This window comes from Pedobacter cryoconitis (assembly GCF_014200605.1).
Taxonomy (GTDB): Bacteria; Bacteroidota; Bacteroidia; order Sphingobacteriales; family Sphingobacteriaceae; genus Pedobacter; species Pedobacter cryoconitis_B.
Window position 1 is genome coordinate 44,373 of the sequence record NZ_JACHCE010000009.1, and the last position, 21,309, is coordinate 65,681.

Annotated in this window: 19 protein-coding genes and 1 pseudogene; 15 read left to right on the forward strand and 5 right to left on the reverse strand. The window is 39.1% G+C overall.

The features are described from left to right. Positions 1-13: 13 nt before the first annotated feature. The 6 genes and pseudogenes from HDE68_RS21790 (at position 14) to HDE68_RS21815 (ending at position 6,800) form a co-directional block, all read left to right on the forward strand. Entirely contained in the window at positions 14-1,144 is a 1,131-nt protein-coding gene (locus HDE68_RS21790) for a M20 family metallo-hydrolase (RefSeq protein WP_183884351.1), read from the forward strand. Between the two features lie 227 nt (positions 1,145-1,371). Beyond that, positions 1,372-2,616 (forward strand): L-fucose:H+ symporter permease, encoded by a 1,245-nt coding sequence (fucP, locus tag HDE68_RS21795; protein ID WP_183884352.1) that lies wholly within the window; start codon positions 1,372-1,374, stop codon positions 2,614-2,616. Positions 2,617-2,627: 11 nt separating this feature from the next. After that, entirely contained in the window at positions 2,628-3,461 is an 834-nt protein-coding gene (locus HDE68_RS21800; RefSeq protein WP_183884353.1) for an amidohydrolase family protein, read from the forward strand. A 21-nt stretch (positions 3,462-3,482) separates the two neighbouring features. Beyond that, complete coding sequence (locus tag HDE68_RS21805) at positions 3,483-4,346, forward strand: helix-turn-helix domain-containing protein (protein WP_183884354.1); 864 nt, start codon at positions 3,483-3,485, stop codon at positions 4,344-4,346. Between the two features lie 68 nt (positions 4,347-4,414). Next, positions 4,415-5,065 (forward strand): HD domain-containing protein, encoded by a 651-nt coding sequence (locus tag HDE68_RS21810; RefSeq protein ID WP_183884355.1) that lies wholly within the window; start codon positions 4,415-4,417, stop codon positions 5,063-5,065. A gap of 397 nt (positions 5,066-5,462) precedes the next feature. Continuing rightward, positions 5,463-6,800, forward strand: a pseudogene (locus HDE68_RS21815) (M28 family metallopeptidase). Between the two features lie 41 nt (positions 6,801-6,841). Here the strand turns inward: HDE68_RS21815 and HDE68_RS21820 are convergent. Next, positions 6,842-7,501 (reverse strand): metal-dependent transcriptional regulator, encoded by a 660-nt coding sequence (locus HDE68_RS21820; protein WP_183884356.1) that lies wholly within the window; start codon positions 7,499-7,501, stop codon positions 6,842-6,844. A 261-nt stretch (positions 7,502-7,762) separates the two neighbouring features. Here HDE68_RS21820 and HDE68_RS21825 point away from each other — a divergent pair, with 261 nt between their 5' ends. The 9 genes from HDE68_RS21825 to HDE68_RS21865 all read left to right on the forward strand — a co-directional run bounded on the left by HDE68_RS21825 (position 7,763) and on the right by HDE68_RS21865 (position 15,451). Then, positions 7,763-7,948: a hypothetical protein gene (locus HDE68_RS21825; protein ID WP_183884357.1), complete on the forward strand. Its 186-nt coding sequence runs from the start codon at positions 7,763-7,765 to the stop codon at positions 7,946-7,948. Positions 7,949-8,160: 212 nt separating this feature from the next. Further along, positions 8,161-8,355 (forward strand): hypothetical protein, encoded by a 195-nt coding sequence (locus HDE68_RS21830; RefSeq protein WP_183884358.1) that lies wholly within the window; start codon positions 8,161-8,163, stop codon positions 8,353-8,355. An 88-nt stretch (positions 8,356-8,443) separates the two neighbouring features. Beyond that, entirely contained in the window at positions 8,444-10,165 is a 1,722-nt protein-coding gene (locus HDE68_RS21835; protein ID WP_183884359.1) for a PAS domain-containing sensor histidine kinase, read from the forward strand. Positions 10,166-10,270: 105 nt separating this feature from the next. Continuing rightward, on the forward strand, positions 10,271-10,777 hold the full coding sequence (locus HDE68_RS21840) for a hypothetical protein (protein WP_183884360.1): 507 nt from the start codon (positions 10,271-10,273) through the stop codon (positions 10,775-10,777). Between the two features lie 296 nt (positions 10,778-11,073). Continuing rightward, a complete protein-coding gene (locus HDE68_RS21845) occupies positions 11,074-11,547 on the forward strand; it encodes a VOC family protein (protein ID WP_183884361.1) in 474 nt (157 codons plus the stop codon). Positions 11,548-11,583: 36 nt separating this feature from the next. Continuing rightward, entirely contained in the window at positions 11,584-12,900 is a 1,317-nt protein-coding gene (nhaA, locus tag HDE68_RS21850) for a Na+/H+ antiporter NhaA (RefSeq protein ID WP_183884362.1), read from the forward strand. 112 nt (positions 12,901-13,012) lie between these two features. Next, positions 13,013-13,234, forward strand: a complete 222-nt coding sequence (locus HDE68_RS21855) for a hypothetical protein (RefSeq protein WP_183884363.1) — start codon at positions 13,013-13,015, stop codon at positions 13,232-13,234. Positions 13,235-13,349: 115 nt separating this feature from the next. Next, on the forward strand, positions 13,350-14,171 hold the full coding sequence (locus HDE68_RS21860; RefSeq protein ID WP_183884364.1) for a glutaminyl-peptide cyclotransferase: 822 nt from the start codon (positions 13,350-13,352) through the stop codon (positions 14,169-14,171). Positions 14,172-14,215: 44 nt separating this feature from the next. Beyond that, the gene (locus HDE68_RS21865) at positions 14,216-15,451 is read left to right on the forward strand and encodes an MFS transporter (protein WP_183884365.1); all 1,236 of its coding nucleotides are present in this window, start codon (positions 14,216-14,218) and stop codon (positions 15,449-15,451) included. Positions 15,452-15,515: 64 nt separating this feature from the next. Here the strand turns inward: HDE68_RS21865 and HDE68_RS21870 are convergent, their stop codons facing one another. From HDE68_RS21870 to HDE68_RS21885, 4 genes are read right to left on the reverse strand one after another with little or no spacing between them, the layout of a single operon-like run. After that, entirely contained in the window at positions 15,516-16,211 is a 696-nt protein-coding gene (locus tag HDE68_RS21870) for an ABC transporter ATP-binding protein (RefSeq protein WP_183884366.1), read from the reverse strand. An 11-nt stretch (positions 16,212-16,222) separates the two neighbouring features. After that, complete coding sequence (locus tag HDE68_RS21875; protein ID WP_183884367.1) at positions 16,223-18,421, reverse strand: TonB-dependent siderophore receptor; 2,199 nt, start codon at positions 18,419-18,421, stop codon at positions 16,223-16,225. Between the two features lie 26 nt (positions 18,422-18,447). Then, complete coding sequence (locus HDE68_RS21880) at positions 18,448-19,866, reverse strand: DUF3526 domain-containing protein (protein WP_183884368.1); 1,419 nt, start codon at positions 19,864-19,866, stop codon at positions 18,448-18,450. 3 nt (positions 19,867-19,869) lie between these two features. Then, the gene (locus tag HDE68_RS21885) at positions 19,870-21,297 is read right to left on the reverse strand and encodes a DUF3526 domain-containing protein (protein ID WP_183884369.1); all 1,428 of its coding nucleotides are present in this window, start codon (positions 21,295-21,297) and stop codon (positions 19,870-19,872) included. Positions 21,298-21,309 lie beyond the last annotated feature (12 nt).

Sequence of the window (21,309 nt, forward strand, 5' to 3'; positions counted from 1 at the left end):
AATCTTTTTATTTATGAAAACAGATTTTGAATATCAAACTGATCAGGATTCTTTTTTCCCATACCAGGTAGAATCCTTTGAATTATTAAAACAATTAATCTCGACACCTTCATTTAGCGGCCAGGAAGAAAAGACCGCAAATTTAATTGAATCATTTCTGCAGGATAATTATGTATTTACTTTAAGAAAGCATAATAATATATGGTGTTATAATCTCCATTTCGAACATAATAAGCCTACCATTTTACTGAATTCGCACCATGATACTGTGCGCCCTACAGCTGCCTATACTAAAAACCCTTTTGAGCCGGTTGTTTGTGACGGCAAATTATATGGTTTGGGGAGTAATGATGCTGGCGGGGCGCTGGTATCGCTGATTGCAACCTTTCTTCATTTCTTTAAAAGGAGGGACCTGCCTTTTAACATCTGCCTGGCATTAACTGCCGAAGAGGAAACATCTGGTGAAAAAGGACTTAAATCTATACTGGGAGACCTGCTTCCGATTGCTTTTGCCATTGTTGGTGAACCAACAAATATGCAGATGGCTATTGCCGAAAGAGGTTCTATGGTGCTGGATTGTAAATCATTTGGCCGTTCGGGACATGCAGCACGCGAAGAAGGTGATAACGCTATTTACAGAGCATTAAAAGATATTCAATGGTTCTCTTCTTTTGTGTTCCCTATTGAATCCAGGGTAATGGGCCCTGTTAAAATGACTGTTACAGAGGTGAATGCAGGGATACAGCATAATATTATCCCGGCCGAGTGTAATTTCACTGTAGATGTCCGGCTGACAGATGCCTATACAGAAAAAGAGCTTTTGCATATCATTCAAAATCATACTTTCTGTGAGTTTACGGTAAGGCCCGGCGTATTAAAACCTTCCTGTATCAACGAATTGCATCCTATTGTTAAAACAGGTCTTGCTATCGGGAGGTCGGCTTATATTTCTCCTACCAGTTCTGATCAGGGCTGGCTGGATATGCCCTCTATAAAAATGGGCCCCGGAGAATCTGCCCGCTCGCATACGGCCGACGAGTTTATTTACCTGGAAGAAATTAAAGACGGCATGGATATTTATGTCCAGTTACTGGAATCCCTGTTCCCTTACCTGATTAATAATCCGGAGGCTAAGGCCGGATAAAACCTTTCCTGTTGCTTTTTTTTTGCCCCGGTATTCAGTACCTGTTTAATCTGATATTTTAAACAGGCGCTGAATGCCGGGGCTTTCTTTTTATATTTATTTAAGCCCGGTGGACGGAGATGTTAAAATAGCTTAATAACTGGATAAACAGGGATTGCTTTTTTTACTTAAAACATCCTTTCTTTATCCTAACCAATATAAACTAAAAACGTATAAACGATATTAAAATGAGAAAGAATCATTTTGCTGTAGTGCTGATCATATCCCTGTTTTTTCTTTGGGGTTTTGCACTCAACCTAAATCCTATCCTGATCCCTCACTTAAAAAAAGCCTGTCAGCTTTCAGATACACAATCTGCATTTATTGACTCGGCTTCTTATATCGCTTATTTTTTACTGGCCATACCTGCAGGTAGGTTTATGAAGAGATTTGGTTATAAGGGAGGGATTGTATTGGGTTTATTGTTGTTTGCTACAGGTGCATTTCTTTTTTATCCGGCAGCAGTGACCAGGTCTTATGTATTCTTTCTGGTGGCATTATTCATTATTGCCAGTGGACTGGCTTTTCTGGAAACAGCTGCTAATCCTTATATTACGGTATTGGGAGATGAAAAGGGAGCTACTCAGCGGTTAAATTTTGCACAGTCATTTAATGGGCTTGCGGCAACGCTGGCACCGCTTCTGGGTGGCATGTTTATTCTTTCCGGGCAAAAGCTGGATGCCAGTGCAGAAGCGGCAATGAGTCCTGAACAGTTGAATGTTTATCTGAACCACGAAGCTTCATCTGTTAAAATCCCTTTTCTGATTATAGGCGCTGTTGTATTGCTGGTGGCTGTTTTTCTGATCAGGACCCCATTACCCGAAATTGAAGACCATGAAGGGGATTCGGATGGTACAGGGTCTTTATTTGGAGAGAAGAATCTGATGCTCGGTGTAATTGCCCAGTTTTTTTATGTCGGGGCCCAGGTTTGTGTGGGTAGTTTTTTTATTCGTTTTTCGGCTCAGGTGGCTGGAATAGCTGAGAAATCGGCTGCACTATACCTGTCTGGTGCTTTACTTGGTTTTATGGCGGGCAGGTTTATAGGTACTTTCTTAATGCAGTATATTGCACCACCAAAACTTCTGGCTATATATAGCCTGATTAATATTGCCCTGATTTTTGCTGCGGTAATGATGAATGGTATAGCTGCGGTTTATGCTTTAATGGGGGTTGTTTTTTTTATGTCTATTATGTTCCCTACTATATTTTCGCTGAGTATCCGTGGATTAGGTTCAAGAATGAAAGAAGGATCTTCTCTGGTGATTATGGCTATTGTTGGCGGCGCCGTATTTCCTGTGCTGATGGGAAAAGTTTCTGATATGACTAATATACATACGGCTTATATTGTACCTGCTTTATGTTTTGCAGTTGTTCTCTATTTTGCCCTGACCAACCTGAAAGTAAAGAAAATCAAGTTGACCACAGCACATTAAACCCTGATAAAATGAAGATAGATGCGCACCAGCATTTTTGGAAATATGATTTGTTAAGACATCACTGGATTGGAGATGAGATGGCTGTGATCAGACGTGATTTTCTGCCTGAACATCTTGCTGAGGTACTTATTGAAAATAAGGTAGATGGATGTGTTGCTGTTCAGGCAGATCAGTCGGTAACAGAAACTGAGTTTCTGCTAAATTTAGCGCTGTCAAATGATTTTATTAAAGGGGTAGTGGGCTGGGTAGATCTTCGGGCAGCAGATCTCGAAGCACAGCTGGAAAATTACAGCCAGCATAATTTGCTGAAAGGTTTCAGACATATCCTGCAGGGCGAAAAGCAGCGGGATTTATGCCTTGACAGTTCTTTTCAGCGGGGAATTGCTTTATTAGCACCCTATGGATTTACTTACGATATCCTGATTCATCAGGATCAGCTTCCCTTTATTCCGGAATTTGCTGCCCGTTTTCCAGATCAGCGTTTTGTGATAGACCATATAGCCAAACCAGGTATCAGAGAAAAGGAGATCGGAGATTGGAAAAGGGGCATAGAAAAAGTCGCTTTGCATGAAAATGTATCCTGTAAAATATCAGGCCTTGTCACTGAGGCTGATTTAAATACATGGACAAATCGTGATTTTATTCCTTATCTTGATGTGGTAGTTCATGCTTTTGGTACGGATAGGATTATGTATGGATCTGACTGGCCCGTATGTCTGGCTGCGGGAAATTATACCCGGGTTTTACAATTGGTGGAATCTTATTTTAGTTCTTTTTCTACCTTTGAGCAGGAACTTTTTTTTGGAGGAAATGCGACAGCATTCTACAGCTTAAAGGGTTAAGATTAACAGGGAGATTCAGAAATGACAGATTTGGCCGTAATTACAATTGATTTAGAGACTTCATTATCAGATTCTTTTTCGACAGGTTATTTGTCTGTATTGCCTTTTGAACTAAACCAGAGTTATAGAATCAGCTTTAACCAGTTTCTTTTCTTTAAAAAAGGTAAGGGCAGGATAGGGGTTGACGGAGCAGTGTATACGGTCTCTCCGGGTACTTTGATCTTACTGGCTAAAAACCAGGTTTACACGTTTAAAACTAACCAAGGACTGGAAGCTTATAGTCTTTGTTTTGGGGATTGCTTCTGGGAAAAAACACCGGCAAGTGCAAATAATTGTAAAGCGGCTTTATTCAATGATGCCACTGCGAATCAGTATTTGAAGCTGCAAAAGGAAGATGTACCAGAAATCAATAGGTTATTTCAGGAAATACTGACTGAGTTTGAGTCGGCAGATTATTCTAATAAAGGAGATGTACTGGCTGCCTTTCTTAAGATCCTGATCATTAAAGTGGCTAATCTTCACGCTTTACTGGCTAAGATAACCGATCAGAATGATCACAAAATTTACCAGCGGTTTATTGATTTACTGGCTGAGCATTATCAGGTCTCACATGACGTTACTTTTTTTGCGGAGAAACTGAATATCTCCAGCAGGAAGCTAACAGAGCTTTGCAGAAAACATGCTGGCAAAGGTGCGAAAGATATTATTCAGCTTCAGCTGGTTGCTGAGGCTAAAAGATTCTTGCAGTTCAGTTCCAGTTCAATTAAAGAAATAGCCGCTATGCTGAACTTCTCTAATCCTTATCAGTTTAGTCATTTTTTTAAGAAAAACACTTCTTTCCCACCCGAAAAATATAGGAAACAGGTTACCGGTTTTGGCATTTAAACCGCGGGTTCTGACATTTTCTATGCCTTGTGCAAGCCCTAATTTTGAGGGTATAAAAAAAAGAAAATATGTCAGTTATTCAACCAAAATCTGTTGCAGGAATTGTTATTCCAGACAGTAAAATTGCCACTCAGGCTACAGAATTACTTCGTGAGTATGGAACGGAATTTATCTATAACCACTCTTTAAGGGTTTTCATTTTTTCTGCATTGAAAGGTAATCGCGAAAGGTTTATCTATGATCCTGAATTGTTATATGTCAGTTCAGTTTTCCATGATCTGGGCCTGACTAAAAAGTATTCGAGTCCGGATAAACGTTTTGAAGTAGATGGTGCCAATGCGGCAAGGGATTTTCTGCAGGGTCATGGATTACCTAAAGAATCTTTACAGCTGGTATGGGATACTATAGCTTTTCACACGACTATTGGTATTGCTGAATATAAAGAGCCGGAAGTAGCTTTGATGTATTCTGGTGTGGGTTTAGATGTGATGGGAGAAGGATATGAGCAATTGACAGCTGCAAACAGGGAGGAGATTATTTCTGTTTTTCCAAGAGCAGAATTCAAAAAGAAAATTATCCCGACTTTCTTTTCTGGTTTTGAACATAAAACAGAAACTACCTTTGGAAATATCAAGGCAGATGTCTGTGCTTATATGATTCCAAACTTTCAGCGGAAAAACTTCTGTGATTGTATTTTATGCTCGCCATGGTCTGAATAATGAATAACTGCAGGCTGATAATGGATAGCTTTCTGCTCAGGATTTTGAATAATTTATAATACATTGAGTAAAATTTATCAGCATGAAGAAAACTATCCTTTATTTAGCCGCTGCTGGTTTTTGTTTGATGGCCTGTAAACAGGGCGGGGAAACAAAAACAATAGCCCCGCCGGATTCCGCAGCCATTAAAATGATTAATGAGTCCAGCTTTGCTGAGCATATCAGGGTTTTGGCTTCTGATGAGTTTCAGGGGCGTAAACCATTTACTGCCGGAGAAACTAAGTCTATCAATTACCTGAGAGCACAGTTTAGCCGGCTTGGTCTTAAACCAGGAAATGGCGATAGTTATTTTCAGGAAGTACCTATGGTAGAGCTTAAATCTGTACCCGAAAGTAAAATGATATTTAAAGGGGCAGCTGGCGGCGAAGTTACAGCGAATTATCTGACTGATTTTGTAGCAGGTACAAGAAGAGTGCAGCCTGCTGTGATCCTGAATAATTCTGACCTGGTATTTGCTGGTTATGGTATTGTTGCGCCAGAATTTAAATGGAATGACTATGCAGGGTTAGATGTGAAAGGAAAAACGGTAGTGGTGATGATCAATGATCCGGGATTTGCCGATTCAACGCTGTTCAGAGGAAAAAATATGACTTATTATGGGCGCTGGACCTATAAATTTGAAGAAGCTGCCCGTCAGGGTGCAGCCGGGATATTGATTATTCACGATACAGAACCAGCGGCTTATCCCTGGTCTGTAGTGCGCAGCGGCTGGTCAAAATCGAAGTTGCAGGCAGAAGAAAAGGATAATAATATGTCCAGAGCTATTGTTGAAGGATGGATCAGTATGGATATTGCGAGGTCTTTACTCAAACTTGGTGGTCAGTCTGAAGCTATTTTTGCAGCGGCACGTAAACCGGGTTTCAAAGCGGTGGACCTGAAACTGCATACTTCATTGAAAATTACAAATACGATTAAGAAATCAATATCAAATAATGTCGTGGCTATCATTCCGGGAACTAAAAGACCTCAGGAAAATATCATTTACTCTGCACACTGGGACCATTTAGGGATCGGTGAAAAAGTAAACGGCGATTCAATTTATAATGGGGCAGTAGACAATGCAACAGGAGTGGCCGCTTTACTTGAACTTGCTGCTGCTTTTCAAAAGTCAGCCCACCGGCCTGAGCGCTCTGTTGTTTTTGTATCCTTTACCGGCGAAGAACAAGGACTGATCGGCTCTGAGTATTATGCCAAACATCCGGTTTATCCGGTGGGTCAGACCGTAGCAGATATCAATATGGATATGATGGGTATTGCAGGGAGAACCAGAGATATCGTGGTTTATGGATACGGGCAGTCTGATTTAGAAGATTACGCAGAAGTCTCTGCAAAAAAATAGGGGAGGGTCATTGTGAGAGACCCTGTACCTTCATCCGGCCTGTATTACCGTTCGGATCATTTTAACTTCGCTAAGGTAGGAATACCCGCGTTGTTTACAGGTTCTGGCGTTGACAATATACAGCATGGCAGAGCCTGGGGATTAAAACAGGTGGCTGATTATACTAAATCGCGCTACCATTCACCTCAGGATAACTTTGATGCGATTACTGACCGGAGCGGAATGGTTGAAGATGTCAGGTTATTATTTGATATGGGCTATCGTTTAAGCATGGAAACATCTTTTCCGAAATGGAAAGAAGGCTCTGAATTTAAGGCTATAAGAGAAAAGAAATAACAATTATATCCTGCAGAATATTTGATTCTGCAGGATATAACCTATGCAGTGATTAAAAGAATATTATCAGTCATTTTGCTGGATACTGTTTTTGGTTCGCTGTCATCAATGGTAATGACCATTGACTGATCAAAATCAAGTTTATCCAGTACTTTAATTTTAGATCCTAAACCCAGGTTTAGCTGTTTCAGATATTTTAAGAATGGTGTAGAGGTGTCTCTTACACTACCTACTGTACCAGTTTGATTAATCTCAAATTCGCTTAATCTTTTATTGGCATAAACAGGCATTTTTCCATTTGACGCAGGGATAGGGTCCCCATGCGGGTCAAATTCAGGATTGCCCAGAAAGTCATCGAGTTTTTTTGCCAGTTGTTCATCGTGGATATGTTCCAGCTGTTCGGCGATATGGTGAACCTCATCCCAATCATAATTAAGCTTTTCTACTAAGAAAACTTCCCATAATCTATGCTTCCTGATGATATCAAGCGCAGCAATTTCTCCTGGTGAGGTTAAAATTGCACCCTGAGTTTTATCATAAGTGATCAGTTCTTTTTCTTTAAGTTTTCTCAGCATATCAATTACTGAGGCTGGATTATTTTCCAGAGCATCGGCTATGGCTTTAAGGCTAACCTTTGATTCGCTTTTACCCAAATGGTAAATCGTTTTCAGATAGTTTTCCTCAGAATAGGTTTTCTTCATTTTACAGCTTCTTCAGGACAAAAGTAAATAATAATTACTTAAGTTGTAAATTAGGTAAAACTAATTATGTATATTTGTTTTACCGTTTTTAAGGTTTAAGTGTATCTAATTTGATACATGTAATGATTAACTGGTAAAGGTATATGCGATTTTAAAAGGAGTTGCGTTAAATATCGAAATGATATGTAATTCGCCTTGAAGAGTTCGTGCCGGGAGAAACTTTGTGGTATATATCCTATTTAATGATCCTATTACAAAATTATGGAAGTAGCAATTACCGTACTCGAAAATGAAATCAGAACAAAATCAATGTTGCTGAAAAAAGAAGACCTGATGAGAAAAGATATCAAACAAGCCACTTTAGTGATGAAAGATATTTCTAAACTTAAAACAGCTGTTAAATTATTAAAAGATCATCATCAGCGAAAAGAAAGAATCCGTCTGTAAAGAAAGCAGATAAGAGGTAGTCATTGTTCCTGTAACAATACTTAAGAATTTTTTATATGTATGTTTAGGTTGATTTTGGCTTCGGAGTGGTTCCCGGAGCCATATCTTTTTGTTAATAAAAATATTTAGTTATTTTATTCATCTATAGATGTTTGGTTAATAATTGTTCTATATTTATATTTAAATTTTCCAGCCAAAAACTATTATTACCCATGCAATCTGAATTCAATCAAAACTCTGAGGAGTTATTACAAAATCAGGATGATTATATACAAACTCCCTTTGATGGTTTTGTGAATGTAAACGATATAGTCAGACGACGACGACTATTAAGGACGGCAGAATTTAATGTCGCGGAACGATGGGATATTACGCTGGACCTTCCTGCTGCAGAACTTGCAGACTAATTTTAGCTGTCAATTCGCTCCTTTCTTTTGGTAAACTAATTTTTTCCTTATATTCAGGCTATCTAATATATCATTTGATATACTGCCGATGAAATTATTTACTGCCTATATTACCGCTAAGAGGTGTTTTTATCTCCTTATCCTGCTTCTTTTATTGATTATTCTTTCGGGGGTATTTAATTTCTTTTCTGCACATCTCATTCTGATATTTCATATCCTCCTTTTAATAACTGTTCTGGTGTTGTTTGTTATTTCTTCTGCAAATGATAAAAAGAAGTCAGAACCCTTAAGATATAAAGAGGTTAAAGCGCATTTGCAATCTTATCCCGAAGACAATGAAACTGGCTTTACAACTATTGCAGATCAGATCCCATTTATGGTATGGCGTTCGGATGAAGATGGAAGATGTATTTATGTGAATAGGAAATGGGTAGAATTTACAGGTGTAAGTTACCAGGAAAGTCTCGGTTTTGGTTTTATCAAAACCATGGCAATCCAGGAAAATCATCATAGAAGACAAGAGTGGTGGAAAATGATCAAAGGTCATCAGCCCTATGAGATTAAATTTCAGATCAGAAGTGCTTCGGGAGAATTACACTGGGCACTGGCACAGGCCAATGCCTATCATATAGATCATGTATTTATGGGCTATATAGGCAGCATTATTGATATTACAGAACAGGAAAATTCAACAATCGCTATTCAGGAACTTTCAGATCGTAAAGATGAATTCTTAAGTATTGCAAGTCATGAACTTAAAACCCCTTTAACAAGCATTAAAGCGCTTTTTCAATTAATTGAGAGAAACCTCTCTCCTGATCATAAAGTTTATCATTTTCTGGAGCGGGCAAACAATAATATTCTACGGCTTGAAACATTGATCTCAGACTTACTGGATGTCTCAAAAATTAATGCCGGAAAGTTAAATTATGAGCATACAGAATTTGCTTTTCAGGAGATGATGGCAGAAGCTATATTGAGTATGCAGAATATTGCGCCAAATCATCATTTTATTGTGAAGAGATCGGATGCGGTAAAATTTACCGGTGACAGGTTCAGGTTAGAACAAGTAATTTTTAATTTTTTGTCCAATGCGATCAAATATTCACCCGAAGGGAAAGAGATTATTATCTCCTCGGAGGTCATCAACAGGAACATTATCGTTTCTGTGCAGGATTTTGGAATAGGGATACAAAAAGAAAACCTTTCTAAGATTTTTAACAGGTATTATAGAGTCGATAATACGGTTATGAAATTTGATGGGCTGGGCCTGGGTTTATTCATTTCTTCTGAGATTATCAAAAGACATAACGGAAGCTTTTGGATTGAGAGTGAATTAGGTAAAGGATCTACTTTCTATTTTATTCTGCCACTTACAGATCAGCGTATACATGCAGAAGTAAATACAGATGAATTCAGCTACTATCAGGATGAAACAATTAATTTGCAGTTCAATGCGCAGAAAAACAGAATGGATGTCAACTGGACAGGCTATCAGAATTTTATAAGTGTTCAGAATGGCTGTCTGATCATGCTCGACCTGGTTAAAAAATGTCAGGCAGTTAAAGTATTAAATGATAATTCAAAAGTGATGGGAAACTGGTCAGAAGCATCTGACTGGGTTTCGGCAGAATGTTTGCCGGCACTGGCAGAGGCGGGGGTAAAATATATTGCCTGGATTTACTCTCCCAGTATCTTTAGTCAGCTCGCCGCTGATAAAAGTGCAGATCTTGTACTGAGCAATATTACGGTCCAGTTTTTTAATGATCAAACATCCGCAGCACTCTGGCTGGATACGGCAGATCAATAGCCCCGGGGCTCTATATTAAAAATTGCTCTTCTTCACATTTTTTTGTAAAATCCATACGCAATTTCTTACATTGTATTATAAATCAATTTATTAAATAAGAATCTTATGAAAAAATTACTTTCTTTAGTGGCTGTATTAAGTTTATGGGTAAGCTTAACAATGGCACAAACTGCTGCTCCTGCAACAGGGGCTAAACTTAAAAAAGACGGCACACCTGATAAACGTTATACACCTGCAAAGCAGACAAAAACTACTGTAAAATTAAAGAAAGACGGGACGCCTGATAAACGTTATACAACAACTGAAAAAACAACAACATCAGTAACCCCACCGGCAAAAACAGTAGAGAAAGCGAAAGCAGCAAAAACAACAAAGGTTACAACGACAACTAAACCGGTTGAGGCTGCTACTGCAGCTGCAGCCCCTGCTGTAAAAGAGACTAAAACTACAGTAACTAAAGCTGCAAAGGCGCCAGTGGCAAAAGACTATAAACCAACAGTAGACAGAAGTCAGTCCGGGCCGAACGGAGAGCAAATCCTGACTGGTCCGCGTGGTGGAAAATATTATATCAATAAAAATGGGAATAAAACTTATATAAAGAAAGAAGGATAAGCCCTGATCTTTGAGTTAAATATTAAGTTTTTATAAGCAATAAAACAATTTATCAAAGGGGAATAAAACACCTTAATATCTTTTATATTAAATATAGTTAGCTGAAATTTAAGTAATTAACGATTTTTTTTTGTTGTTTAATTCTAAAGATATTTTTATATTTGTATTGTCCTTATGACACCACCAGTTCATATGAATTGATGACACGGGGCCGGGTAGACTGAACAATGCCCGGCCTTTTTATATTTTAATTGTCGTCTGTCCGCTTTATACACCTTTATTTTACTAATTATACTATGAAACGTTATGCTTTTTTGCTTACGCTAAGTTTTTTGATGGGCTTTATAACTCAGTCTTCTGCGCAGATATCTGACGGAAAAGAGACTGCAGTACTTAATCATATTGCTGTTTATGTAACAGATTTAAACAGAAGTACTTCATTTTATGAAAAACTGCTTCATCTTCATCAGATAGAAGAACCTTTTAAAGATGGTAAACATGTCTGGTTTAGCCTGGGTGCTGCGGGGCAACTGCATTTAATCCAGGGCGCAAAACAAACTACTGTTCACGATAAAAATGAGCATCTGTGTTTTAGTGTTGCTTCAATAGCTGATTTTATAAAAGTGCTGGATCTGGAAAAAATTGACTACGCCAATTGGGCGGGGACAGCTAAAGCACCGACGCTAAGAGTTGATGGAATAAAACAGATTTATTTCCAGGATCCGGACGGTCACTGGCTTGAAGTAAATGACGATTTCAGGTCAAAATAGGATTATAAATCTTATTTTTGAGTTTATCAGACATTTATGGAACTAACACCAAAATCACCCATTGAAAAAATTATTGCCCCGGTAAGCCGGTTTATACATCTGGAATATACGGGTGGTATAGTCCTGTTTTTAAGTGTGCTTGTTGCAATTATATGGGCTAATTCACCATTTCATGAATCGTATCATCATTTGTGGGATATTAAATTCTCTATAGGTTTTGATTCTTATGTATTGAATAAACCACTTCATATCTGGATTAATGATGGTCTGATGGCCCTGTTTTTCTTTGTAATTGGACTGGAGCTGAAAAGAGAGTTTATGGAGGGTGAATTATCAACCTTAAAGAAAGCTTCTTTACCCATGATGGCTGCTTTGGGAGGTATGCTGGTTCCTGCTGTGATTTTCTTTGTGATCAATAAAGGATTGGATTCTGAGCATGGCTGGGGCATTCCAATGGCAACAGATATTGCTTTTGCACTGGCACTGCTTTCTATGGCCGGGAAACATATTCCTGGATCTGTCAAGGTATTTCTATCAGCACTTGCTGTAGCAGACGATCTTGGAGCTGTTTTAGTGATTGCATTTTTTTATACGGGTAATCTGAATTTTGTTCCGCTGGGCATAGCAGCGGTTTTTCTGCTGCTATTAATTGCCGGGAATAAATTAGGGATCAGAAGTACTGCTTTTTACCTGGTGATCGGAATAGCAGTCTGGATAGGGTTTTTGCTATCGGGCGTGCATGCAACAATTGCAGGGGTATTAGTCGCATTTACAATCCCTGCGGTGACTAAAATTAATGAGAATAATTTTTCAGAGAACCTGAGGAAGTTATCTTTTGACTTTGAACAGGAAATTCCAAACTCAGGTTTATTAACCACTCCAGAACAACACAGGACTATAGAGCAGGTCAAGAGCCTGACACTTGCTGCGGAAACACCTTTGCAGAAAATCGAATATGCTTTGCACCCCTGGGTTGCTTTTGTGATTATGCCGCTTTTTGCTTTGGCTAATGCAGGAATAATGATAGGTGCAGATTTTTTCTCTGCACTTGTAAATCCAGTGAGCATCGGGGTTATATCGGGCTTAATCATTGGTAAGTTTGTGGGGGTACTTTTATTCACCTGGCTCATGGTAAAAACTGGGCTTGCACAATTACCCGATCAGGCTAATTGGAAGCATATTACTGGTGTTGCCCTATTGGCTGGTGTAGGTTTTACAATGTCTTTATTTATCAGTAACCTGGCTTTCGAAAAGCCAGAATTTATTGAGCAGGCGAAATATGGTATCCTGATTGCTTCATTGATTGCCGGGGTATTAGGAATAACTATGCTGAAATCTTTTAAGAAAGCCTGAATCGATATCAAATCATAATAACAGCGTAATTTTTTAGAGACAAAAAGATTAAATATGCCAGGCTGAAACAAGCTGGCCGGGAATTTGTTTTCAATTATAAAACCTGAAGATTATGATTATTACAGAAAATAATACACCGTTTAATAACGAGGAAGAAGATGATCAGTTAAGTCAGCAAGATGTTCAATCGGATGGAATCGATGCTATTCCGCCTTCTGAAGCAGATACGCTGGCAGCAGAGATAGATAATTTAAAACAAGCAGATAAATCTTCAGAAGCCTCTTATACCTTAGATGTGGACAGAGGTTTTGCGCCAAAGAAAGAAGAAGAATAATTTTTAAGAAAACAAAAGCAGGCTGCCTCTGATCGGGCGGCCTTTTATTTTTCAGGCATAAAAGAAATATTTATATATTTCCTGCAGATTACACACCGCAGAAATAATCAATTTAATGTATAAAAAGTATATAGTACTGGCATTGGGCCTGGCAATCGTTGTTGCCTCCTGCCAAAATAAAAAGAAAGAAACACAGACAGTTGCTGCTTCAGCAGATTCAACACAAACCCCTAAAAATCTGACTTATAAAGTTGCTGGTACCTTACCGCATGATACGGCTGCCTATACTGAAGGATTTGAATTATATGGTGCAAAAATCTACGAAGGAACCGGAACTTACGAAAATTCATTTATCTCAATTGCAGATACAGCTACAGGAAAGGTAGAAAAGAGATTTCCGCTTAAAGATAAAAGTATTTATGGAGAAGGGATATCTATTCTGAACAACCAGCTTTTTCAGTTAACTTATCAAAATCATATTGCCTATGTATATGACGTGAAAGATCTGAATAAAGTAGTTGGAACATTTAAATGGCCTTATGAAGGGTGGGGAATGACCAACGATGGTAAAAATCTTTATGTGAGCGTAGGAAGTTCTATTATTTATAAACTTGATCCGAAATCTTTTGCTGTTGCAGGACAGATACAAGTCACAGACGATCTGGGAACTGTCGACCAGTTAAATGAACTGGAATATGCCGATGGTTTTATTTATGTCAACAAATGGCAGACTACAAAAATATTAAAAGTTGATCCTGCAAGCGGAAAGGTAGTAGGAACGATTGACTGTTTTGGTTTACTGTCTAATTATGCACCTGATTATACACCCAAATCTGATGACAGCGTACTAAATGGTATTGCATGGGATAAAAAACATCAGTTGCTGTACGTGACTGGTAAAAACTGGCCGCTGATTTTCAAACTGAAACTGGATTAAACAATAAGAACGATTAAATAAGCAGAGCTGAATTAAAGCAGAACATGGATATTAGTACATTTAGCGCGTTCAAAAGTCGTAATTACAGATTGTATTTTACCGGCCAGTCCATTTCGCTGATCGGAACATGGATGCAGAAAACTGCGGTGAGCTGGGTAGTCTATTCAGAAACCCATTCCAAGTTTATGCTCGGTCTTACGCTTTTTGCAAGTATGTTCCCTTCTTTTGTTTTTTCGTTTCTTGGAGGTGTCGCATCCGATAGGTATAACAGGTATAAGTTATTGCTGATTACACAGTTTGCCTCTATGGGGCAGGCCATACTGATGACGGCCTTGATTTTCTTTAAACACTATTCTGTCTGGGAGATTATTGCATTAAGTGCCCTGTTAGGATTCATTAATGCATTTGACGTACCGGCCAGACAATCATTAGTTTATGAAATGGTGGATAATAAGGCTGATTTACCTAATGCCTTAGCTTTAAATTCTTCTATGGTTAACCTTTCCAGGCTGATAGGGCCGGGGATTGCAGGACTGGCTTTGGAAAAATTTGGAGAAGATATTTGCTTTGGCCTCAATGCTGTAAGTTTTATTGCTGTGATTGGCTCTTTGCTGATGATGAAACTTCCTGCATTTCTTGAAAAGCCAAGAACAAAGAATGTCTTTGGAGAGCTTAAAGAGGGATTGCAGTATATCAAACAAACACCTTCTATTGCATTTGTATTGATTATGCTCGCCCTGATCAGTCTGCTGGTTTTGCCATTCAGTACGCTGATCCCGGTTTATGCGAAAGATATTTTTAAAGGTACAGCATCCACCTTCGGTGTGATTGATAGTGTAATTGGACTGGGTGCATTTTGTGGCGCTATTTTCCTCGCTTCTTTGAAACCTGGCAGGAATCTTCGAAAGATCCTGGCTACAAATACGATTATATTTGGAATAGGACTGGTCTTATTCTCGCATAGTACTTATTATCCCATTGCATTGGTTTTTGCCGCCATATCCGGTTTTGGAATGATGTCACAGATTACGATCAGCAATACGCTGATTCAAACGACTGTAGATCCATCAATGCGTGGAAGGGTCATTAGTTTTTATGCAATGGCCTTTTTTGGAATGCAGCCTTTGGGCGGTTTACTGATTGGAACAATTTCTCAATGGATAGGGACGCCCGATACGGTCATGATTCAGGGAATTATCACTTTAATCATTGGCTTCTCCCTTTTCCGGTTTTTAAGGATCAATGAGGCTAAAAAACTTAAAGCAGCACAAGAGGTTTAATCCTCCTGGCTGCTTTAGCTGACTAAAGGTCTTTCTAAATTTATGATATGAATTTTAACGGGCTCTAGATAGTTTCCAGATATAATTTCTGCAGATCACTGGCAGAAATATCTTTTGCATTCAGGGTATGAATTAATGATCCCTGGCGCATGATCCCTATTCTTGTTCCCACATTTACAGCATTGAAAATATCATGGGTAGCCATAAAAATGGTTTTCCCATTTTGAGAAAGTTGTTTTACAATCTCACTGAATTCATGAGTGGCTTTGGGGTCCAGTCCGCTGGTTGGCTCATCCATTAAAATAACCTCTGCATTTTTTGCCACGGCAATAGCGATCCCTACTTTCTGACGCATTCCTTTACTGTAATTCCCAACCCGCTTATTGAAAGCTTCTGGCTGTAAGCCTGCCTGTAGTAAATACTTTTCCAGTTCTTCTTTTTTGTATTTAAATCCGGCAATACGGCTAAAGAAATCAAGGTTTTCAAGACTGGTCAGATTTGTATATAACATGACAATTTCGGGGATATAGGCCAGGAATTTCTTCGTTTCAGCATGGGCCTGGTTAACCAGGATTCCATTGACAAGGGCCTTTCCTGATGAAGCTCCGGTAAAACCTAAAAACAAATTAATCGTTGTAGTTTTACCGGCACCGTTCTGGCCCAGTAAACAGAATACTTCGCCTGGTTCAATACTCAGGTTCAGCTTGTGGAGTGCAACCTGATCGCCATATTTTTTAGTCAGTTCTATTGCTTGTAACATGATTATTGGTTTTAAAACTTAATTCCTACAGAGACTTTCACATTAAAAGGGTCACCGTCGATATAATAGAAGTTCCGGCCATCATAAGGATAACCTGTAATAATATCTCCCGAAGACATATAGCGTTTACCTGTCAGGTTATCAGCAATCAGGCGGAAGAAATATTTGTCCTGTACATAACTGATACCCGCATCAAATTTGGTGAAATCGGGAATGTACTGGTTTTTTTCTGAGGTACTGCGCTTCATCATACTGGTTTGGCCAGCACTAATATTCAGACTTGCTTTGTTTTTTAATAAAAAACGATATTGTATCCAGGTATTAAAGATTTGCTGAGGAGTTTGTGGTAATTCTTTTCCAACCTGTTCAGGGTCTTCATCTTTGGTAATTGTTGCTTTGACATAAGTGTAATTAGCTGTTATAGAAAGACGGTCAGTAATATTACCGATCACATCAGCTTCAATCCCATTACTGGTAACCTGGCCCGCTGGTTTGACAAATGCGGTATTAACCAGGTCGGGGATCGGAACATTTGTTTTGGTGGTATGGAATGCATTCAGTGTAGTTAGTAATCTGGAACTGAACCAGTTTCTTTTAATTCCCAGTTCCATGTCTTTACCTTGCTGAGGATTTATAGGGGCTGATCCGATCAGTTCTTTGGTGACAGGGTCGACAAGAGCGACCTGATAACTCTGAGGCACAAAAGACTGATCATACAAGAAGAAAACTGAAGTAGCCGGATTGACCATATAGGTAAGGGCGGCACGTGGCGATAATGCTTTCTGACTGTAATTATTAGTTTTAACTACGCCTTTGGCATTCGTTGTTTCCTTTTCATTGGTATACCAGGTATATCTTGCGCCAAGAGTTAACAGCAGTTTCTTCTGCAACTGGATATTGTCATAAATAAAGGCCGATTTCAAAAAAGTATTATTGTTAGTTCTGTTGATACGTGTAATCTGATTAACGGTATTAGGGTTGACGTAACTGTTAGCCGTGAATTTATTATAGTCAAACTCTACTTTTCCATTGTTAAGAGACAAAGAATCTCTGCTGTTGGTATAATCAGCCCCAAATAATAACTGATGTTTAACAGCGCCTGTATAGACTTGTCCGTTTGCAAATAACTGGGAAGAAAAGGTTTGACCAGCGCCCATAGATAAACTTGACCTGCGTTTAGTATTTCCGCTGGCATCAAAATTTACCATACTTCCTTTGGAGGTCATATTCCAGTTTTGATAAGGAGAGGATAAATAAGAAGATTGCGAAGTGATCTGCCATTTGTCATTGAATTTATGGATGGCGTAGATCCTGCCAGTCTCATTTTGTGTATAACTTGTGGGTAAACCCCTTGCTGAACTATAATTTGCACTGATCGGACCGGTTAAAATATCTTGTTCACTGCGTACTTTGACTATAGCAGAACCATTCTGGACTTCACCTTTGATAAAATCATATTCGGCCAGAACATAAGTATTGGGACTGAAATTATATTGCAATACCGGGGCAACTACATACTTTTCGGTCCGTAAATCATTCAGATAAGTATCCTTGTGCTGATAAGCGGTATTGAAACGGAAAGAGAATCCTTTTTTCTGAACTTCGGAGCCTATATCTGCTGAAATGCGGTATAAATTAAAACTCCCGGCAGTTTGTACAATATTGATGAGTTGATGTCCGGGTGTTTTGGTCAGAATATTTATTGACCCGCCTGGTTCCCCAACTGAATTCAGAAAACCTGCTGGTCCTTTCACGAATTCTACATTCTCTATAATTGCATCGTCATCAATGGACGCGCCATAACTGAAGCGGCGTGACATCCCATTTAAGGTGGTATAAGCGACGAATCCGCGGATTTGTGCAGCTGCCGAATTATCAAAAGGCGTACTGTTATAACCAAAATAAATACCACTTGAATTACGTGCTGCATCTTTCAGTTCCAGCGCCCCTTGTTGTTGCAGCAGATCGGTAGAAATGCTGATAATATTCTGTGGTACCTGGATTAAAGGTAGTTGCAGCTTTAGGGTATTGGAAAGGGTGTCAGTTTTGATCCTGATCTTTCTTTTGCTGATTACATTGATCTGATTCAGCTTATTGACCTGGTTTAATTGATGAACAGTTGTATCAGTGGCTTTTGCAGGCTGCTGGGCCTGAAGAAAAAAGGGCAGAAAGGTAAAGCTGAGGATTAATAAGTAAAGGTTTTTTTTCATTTGTGCGGATATTATTGGAGGTTTAATTATTTAGAGGTTTTATTGGAAAGCAGCAGGATCAGCAGAATGGCCAGCCAGATAGAAAGTGAGTTGATCAGAATACGAACTGATCTTGTCTTGTCTTCTGCAGGGTTAAAGACGGGCAGATTTTTTACCTCGTTTACAGTTAGTTTTTTTTCGGACAGCAAATAACCGTTCATCAGTTTTACCCACTGATTTTGAAAGAGCGTAACCTGTTGCTGATAATAGATATAATCACTCAATCCGGTTTTTGCGGTCGCATTGAGCAAGCTTTGCATTTGGGCTACAGGGTTAAACCAGGCCATTTTACTTAACCAGTTGTTATGAGATTCTGCCTGGTTTTTATATATATTAACGTTTTTATTCATGCGTCTTCCTAAAAGATCATAATAGGCTACAAATCTTTTATTACCATATATGGCTGTATCTGCAGTGCTTTTTAGCGGTAGGTACCGGGGGTTATTTTTATAAAATTCTTTCAGGAGTTGTGGTATTGGCATTTCCCAGGTATGGAGCATGGTTTCTCGCTGGCTGGAAACCAGTTCTGTCCGCAGTGGCACAGGATGTTTTAAAGCTGCAATTTTGTTGGTCATTGCTGGCAGTATCAGCAGGAGAAATAACCAGATCCCAAGTAGGGTAAGCGCATTAATACGTGATGATTTTCGCTGCACAATGATCAGCCAGCAGATAGAGAACCAGAACAGCAGATAGGTCTGAATAATAAACATCCATAATAAAACATCAGGCAGATGCAGGGCAGTAGGGTATGGATGTATAAAAAAACCTGTTAAACTGAGTAATGTTGTCAGCAGGCTGATCAGGAGCAGACGAAAAAGGAGTTTATGACCTAATATCCGGTTTATTTCTCCGCTTTGGACAGTGAGCAAACGATCGGTTTGCTGTTCTGCTTCTTTAGAAAAAAGATCATAACTCAGGATAATAATTAAAAGTGGAAACAGATAGATCAGTACGAAAGAGAAATCAAAATTACCAGAAGCGAGTTTCTCCGGATTGGCAATTTCTGCATTTGGCGGAGTTAAGATATCACGTTTACTATTGATTATATCGAAATAGGGAAGGATGTCCCGCTGCCCAATAGCCATTAAGGCTAATCCGTCTGGTGGATTAGTTGCAGCTGGTGAAGCCCTGAATTCTATAACCTGCGGCAGTCCTGCCTGGCTGGCCAGTATCTTCCCTTTGATCTTCGTGGTATCGGCATCAAATCTGCTGATCAGCTCCTGAAGATGTGCTTGTTGGTTTTTTGACAGTGTATCCAGTCCGATTGTTTGTCTTTCTACAAAGTGATACCCGTTATGCAGACTGTATAATCCCATGAAGAAGAAAAACAGCAGGGTGATCAGCTGGGCGGGCTGACGTAAAAACTGGCGCCATTCGAAATGGAAAATTAATTTAAATAAGTGCATGGATCAGATCAGTGAATATTTTGTAATAAACCGTATTGTTAAAGAAAGGATCAGTACCCAGCAGCATAGTGATAATATAGCCTGTCTTTGCAGCCAGATTAGTATGATCAGTGAGGGAGGCTGATATTGAAAGTCTTTGAGTTTTGCATAAAACCGGGGGTCTGTTTGGTAACCTTCTTTAAATTTTGAAGGATTCATCGCTAACTGAAGATTCAGGCTGCGGATAAAAGCATTGCGGTAGGACTTTGCCTGCTGAAAAAAAGTCTGGTGGTGATAAAAATCTGTACCTGACATTGCCATAGAGAGCCGTTTTAAACTTATAAAAGGATCTGCCAGGCCAGTATAAGCAAGGAAAGACTGTTGTGTGTTAAAAGTGTCTTCTATCCGGGTATAATAATGATCAAACACTTTGTTCTGATAATCTTCATTGTATTGAAGAATCAGTCCATCTGGATTTACAGGGAGCTGATCTGCATTTTTTACCTTGTATTTTGTTAACAGGGCAGCCATGTATTTTTCTCCCCTGTCATTATAAGGGCCATCTCCATGGATACCTTTTAAAAACCCTTGCCTCACATCATTATTAAATGCTGTACGTGAGGGTAAAGAATAGCGGTCTGTAGCGGTGCTGGCTGCTATTTTTGGAAGCAGGATACTGCTCAGCAGCCATATGGTTAAAACGATGAGTATGGCCGTTCCTGACCTGCTGCTCAGGATAGAGACCAGGACTCCAGCCAGGGTAACCAACAGGTAGAATAACAGGTAACCGCAAAGGAGTATCAGATAACGGCCCCATAAAATACTACCCGAAGGGGAGCATAATATGGCGATGGCCAGTACTATAAAAATAGGTGCTACCAATAAAATTACCATCAGATAATTTGACCAGATTTTCCCCCAAACCAGCTGATGCGGTTTTAAACCTTGTGCCATCAGCATTTTAAAAGTACCGGATTCTTTTTCAAAGGTCAGTGCAGAAGAACTGATAAATAAAAGCAGTAAAGGGATGAGCAATTGCATAATCAGAGCGAGTGTGAACTGACCAAACCGCATCAGGGCATCATTGCGTTCTGCATTACTGTAATCTACTTCGTGCTGCACATGTGCTTCTACACGGTAAGTGGTTCCGAAATAATCATTTAATCCGGGATCGAATGCACTTAATAAGTTTAATGGTTTAAAAAGATAAGTGCCAAAATGTGCTGCTTCGTGGGGGTTGTTATGTTGTGCCTCCCATTGCTGACGGAATTTTTTATTGGAACGCTCAATAATCCCCCGGTCCTTTTGGTATTGAACAATTGTTAGTAATCCGCTTGCAATGAACAGCATATAGATAATAATGGCTAAGGTGCCCATCATGCTATCGCGGAAAGCTAACCTGAATTCTTTCCAGATTAAGGTACGTAAAGAAGTATGTACTGTTAAAGACATTTATTAATAATT

Bases quoted from the DNA above. Each gene is read 5' to 3' on its own strand.
- HDE68_RS21790 (WP_183884351.1), top strand. From the start codon at position 14: ATGAAAACAGATTTTGAATATCAAACTGATCAGGATTCTTTTTTCCCA.
- fucP (WP_183884352.1), top strand. From the start codon at position 1,372: ATGAGAAAGAATCATTTTGCTGTAGTGCTGATCATATCCCTGTTTTTT.
- HDE68_RS21800 (WP_183884353.1), top strand. From the start codon at position 2,628: ATGAAGATAGATGCGCACCAGCATTTTTGGAAATATGATTTGTTAAGA.
- HDE68_RS21805 (WP_183884354.1), top strand. From the start codon at position 3,483: ATGACAGATTTGGCCGTAATTACAATTGATTTAGAGACTTCATTATCA.
- HDE68_RS21810 (WP_183884355.1), top strand. From the start codon at position 4,415: ATGTCAGTTATTCAACCAAAATCTGTTGCAGGAATTGTTATTCCAGAC.
- HDE68_RS21820 (WP_183884356.1), bottom strand. From the start codon at position 7,501: ATGAAGAAAACCTATTCTGAGGAAAACTATCTGAAAACGATTTACCAT.
- HDE68_RS21825 (WP_183884357.1), top strand. From the start codon at position 7,763: ATGGAAGTAGCAATTACCGTACTCGAAAATGAAATCAGAACAAAATCA.
- HDE68_RS21830 (WP_183884358.1), top strand. From the start codon at position 8,161: ATGCAATCTGAATTCAATCAAAACTCTGAGGAGTTATTACAAAATCAG.
- HDE68_RS21835 (WP_183884359.1), top strand. From the start codon at position 8,444: ATGAAATTATTTACTGCCTATATTACCGCTAAGAGGTGTTTTTATCTC.
- HDE68_RS21840 (WP_183884360.1), top strand. From the start codon at position 10,271: ATGAAAAAATTACTTTCTTTAGTGGCTGTATTAAGTTTATGGGTAAGC.
- HDE68_RS21845 (WP_183884361.1), top strand. From the start codon at position 11,074: ATGAAACGTTATGCTTTTTTGCTTACGCTAAGTTTTTTGATGGGCTTT.
- nhaA (WP_183884362.1), top strand. From the start codon at position 11,584: ATGGAACTAACACCAAAATCACCCATTGAAAAAATTATTGCCCCGGTA.
- HDE68_RS21855 (WP_183884363.1), top strand. From the start codon at position 13,013: ATGATTATTACAGAAAATAATACACCGTTTAATAACGAGGAAGAAGAT.
- HDE68_RS21860 (WP_183884364.1), top strand. From the start codon at position 13,350: ATGTATAAAAAGTATATAGTACTGGCATTGGGCCTGGCAATCGTTGTT.
- HDE68_RS21865 (WP_183884365.1), top strand. From the start codon at position 14,216: ATGGATATTAGTACATTTAGCGCGTTCAAAAGTCGTAATTACAGATTG.
- HDE68_RS21870 (WP_183884366.1), bottom strand. From the start codon at position 16,211: ATGTTACAAGCAATAGAACTGACTAAAAAATATGGCGATCAGGTTGCA.
- HDE68_RS21875 (WP_183884367.1), bottom strand. From the start codon at position 18,421: ATGAAAAAAAACCTTTACTTATTAATCCTCAGCTTTACCTTTCTGCCC.
- HDE68_RS21880 (WP_183884368.1), bottom strand. From the start codon at position 19,866: ATGCACTTATTTAAATTAATTTTCCATTTCGAATGGCGCCAGTTTTTA.
- HDE68_RS21885 (WP_183884369.1), bottom strand. From the start codon at position 21,297: ATGTCTTTAACAGTACATACTTCTTTACGTACCTTAATCTGGAAAGAA.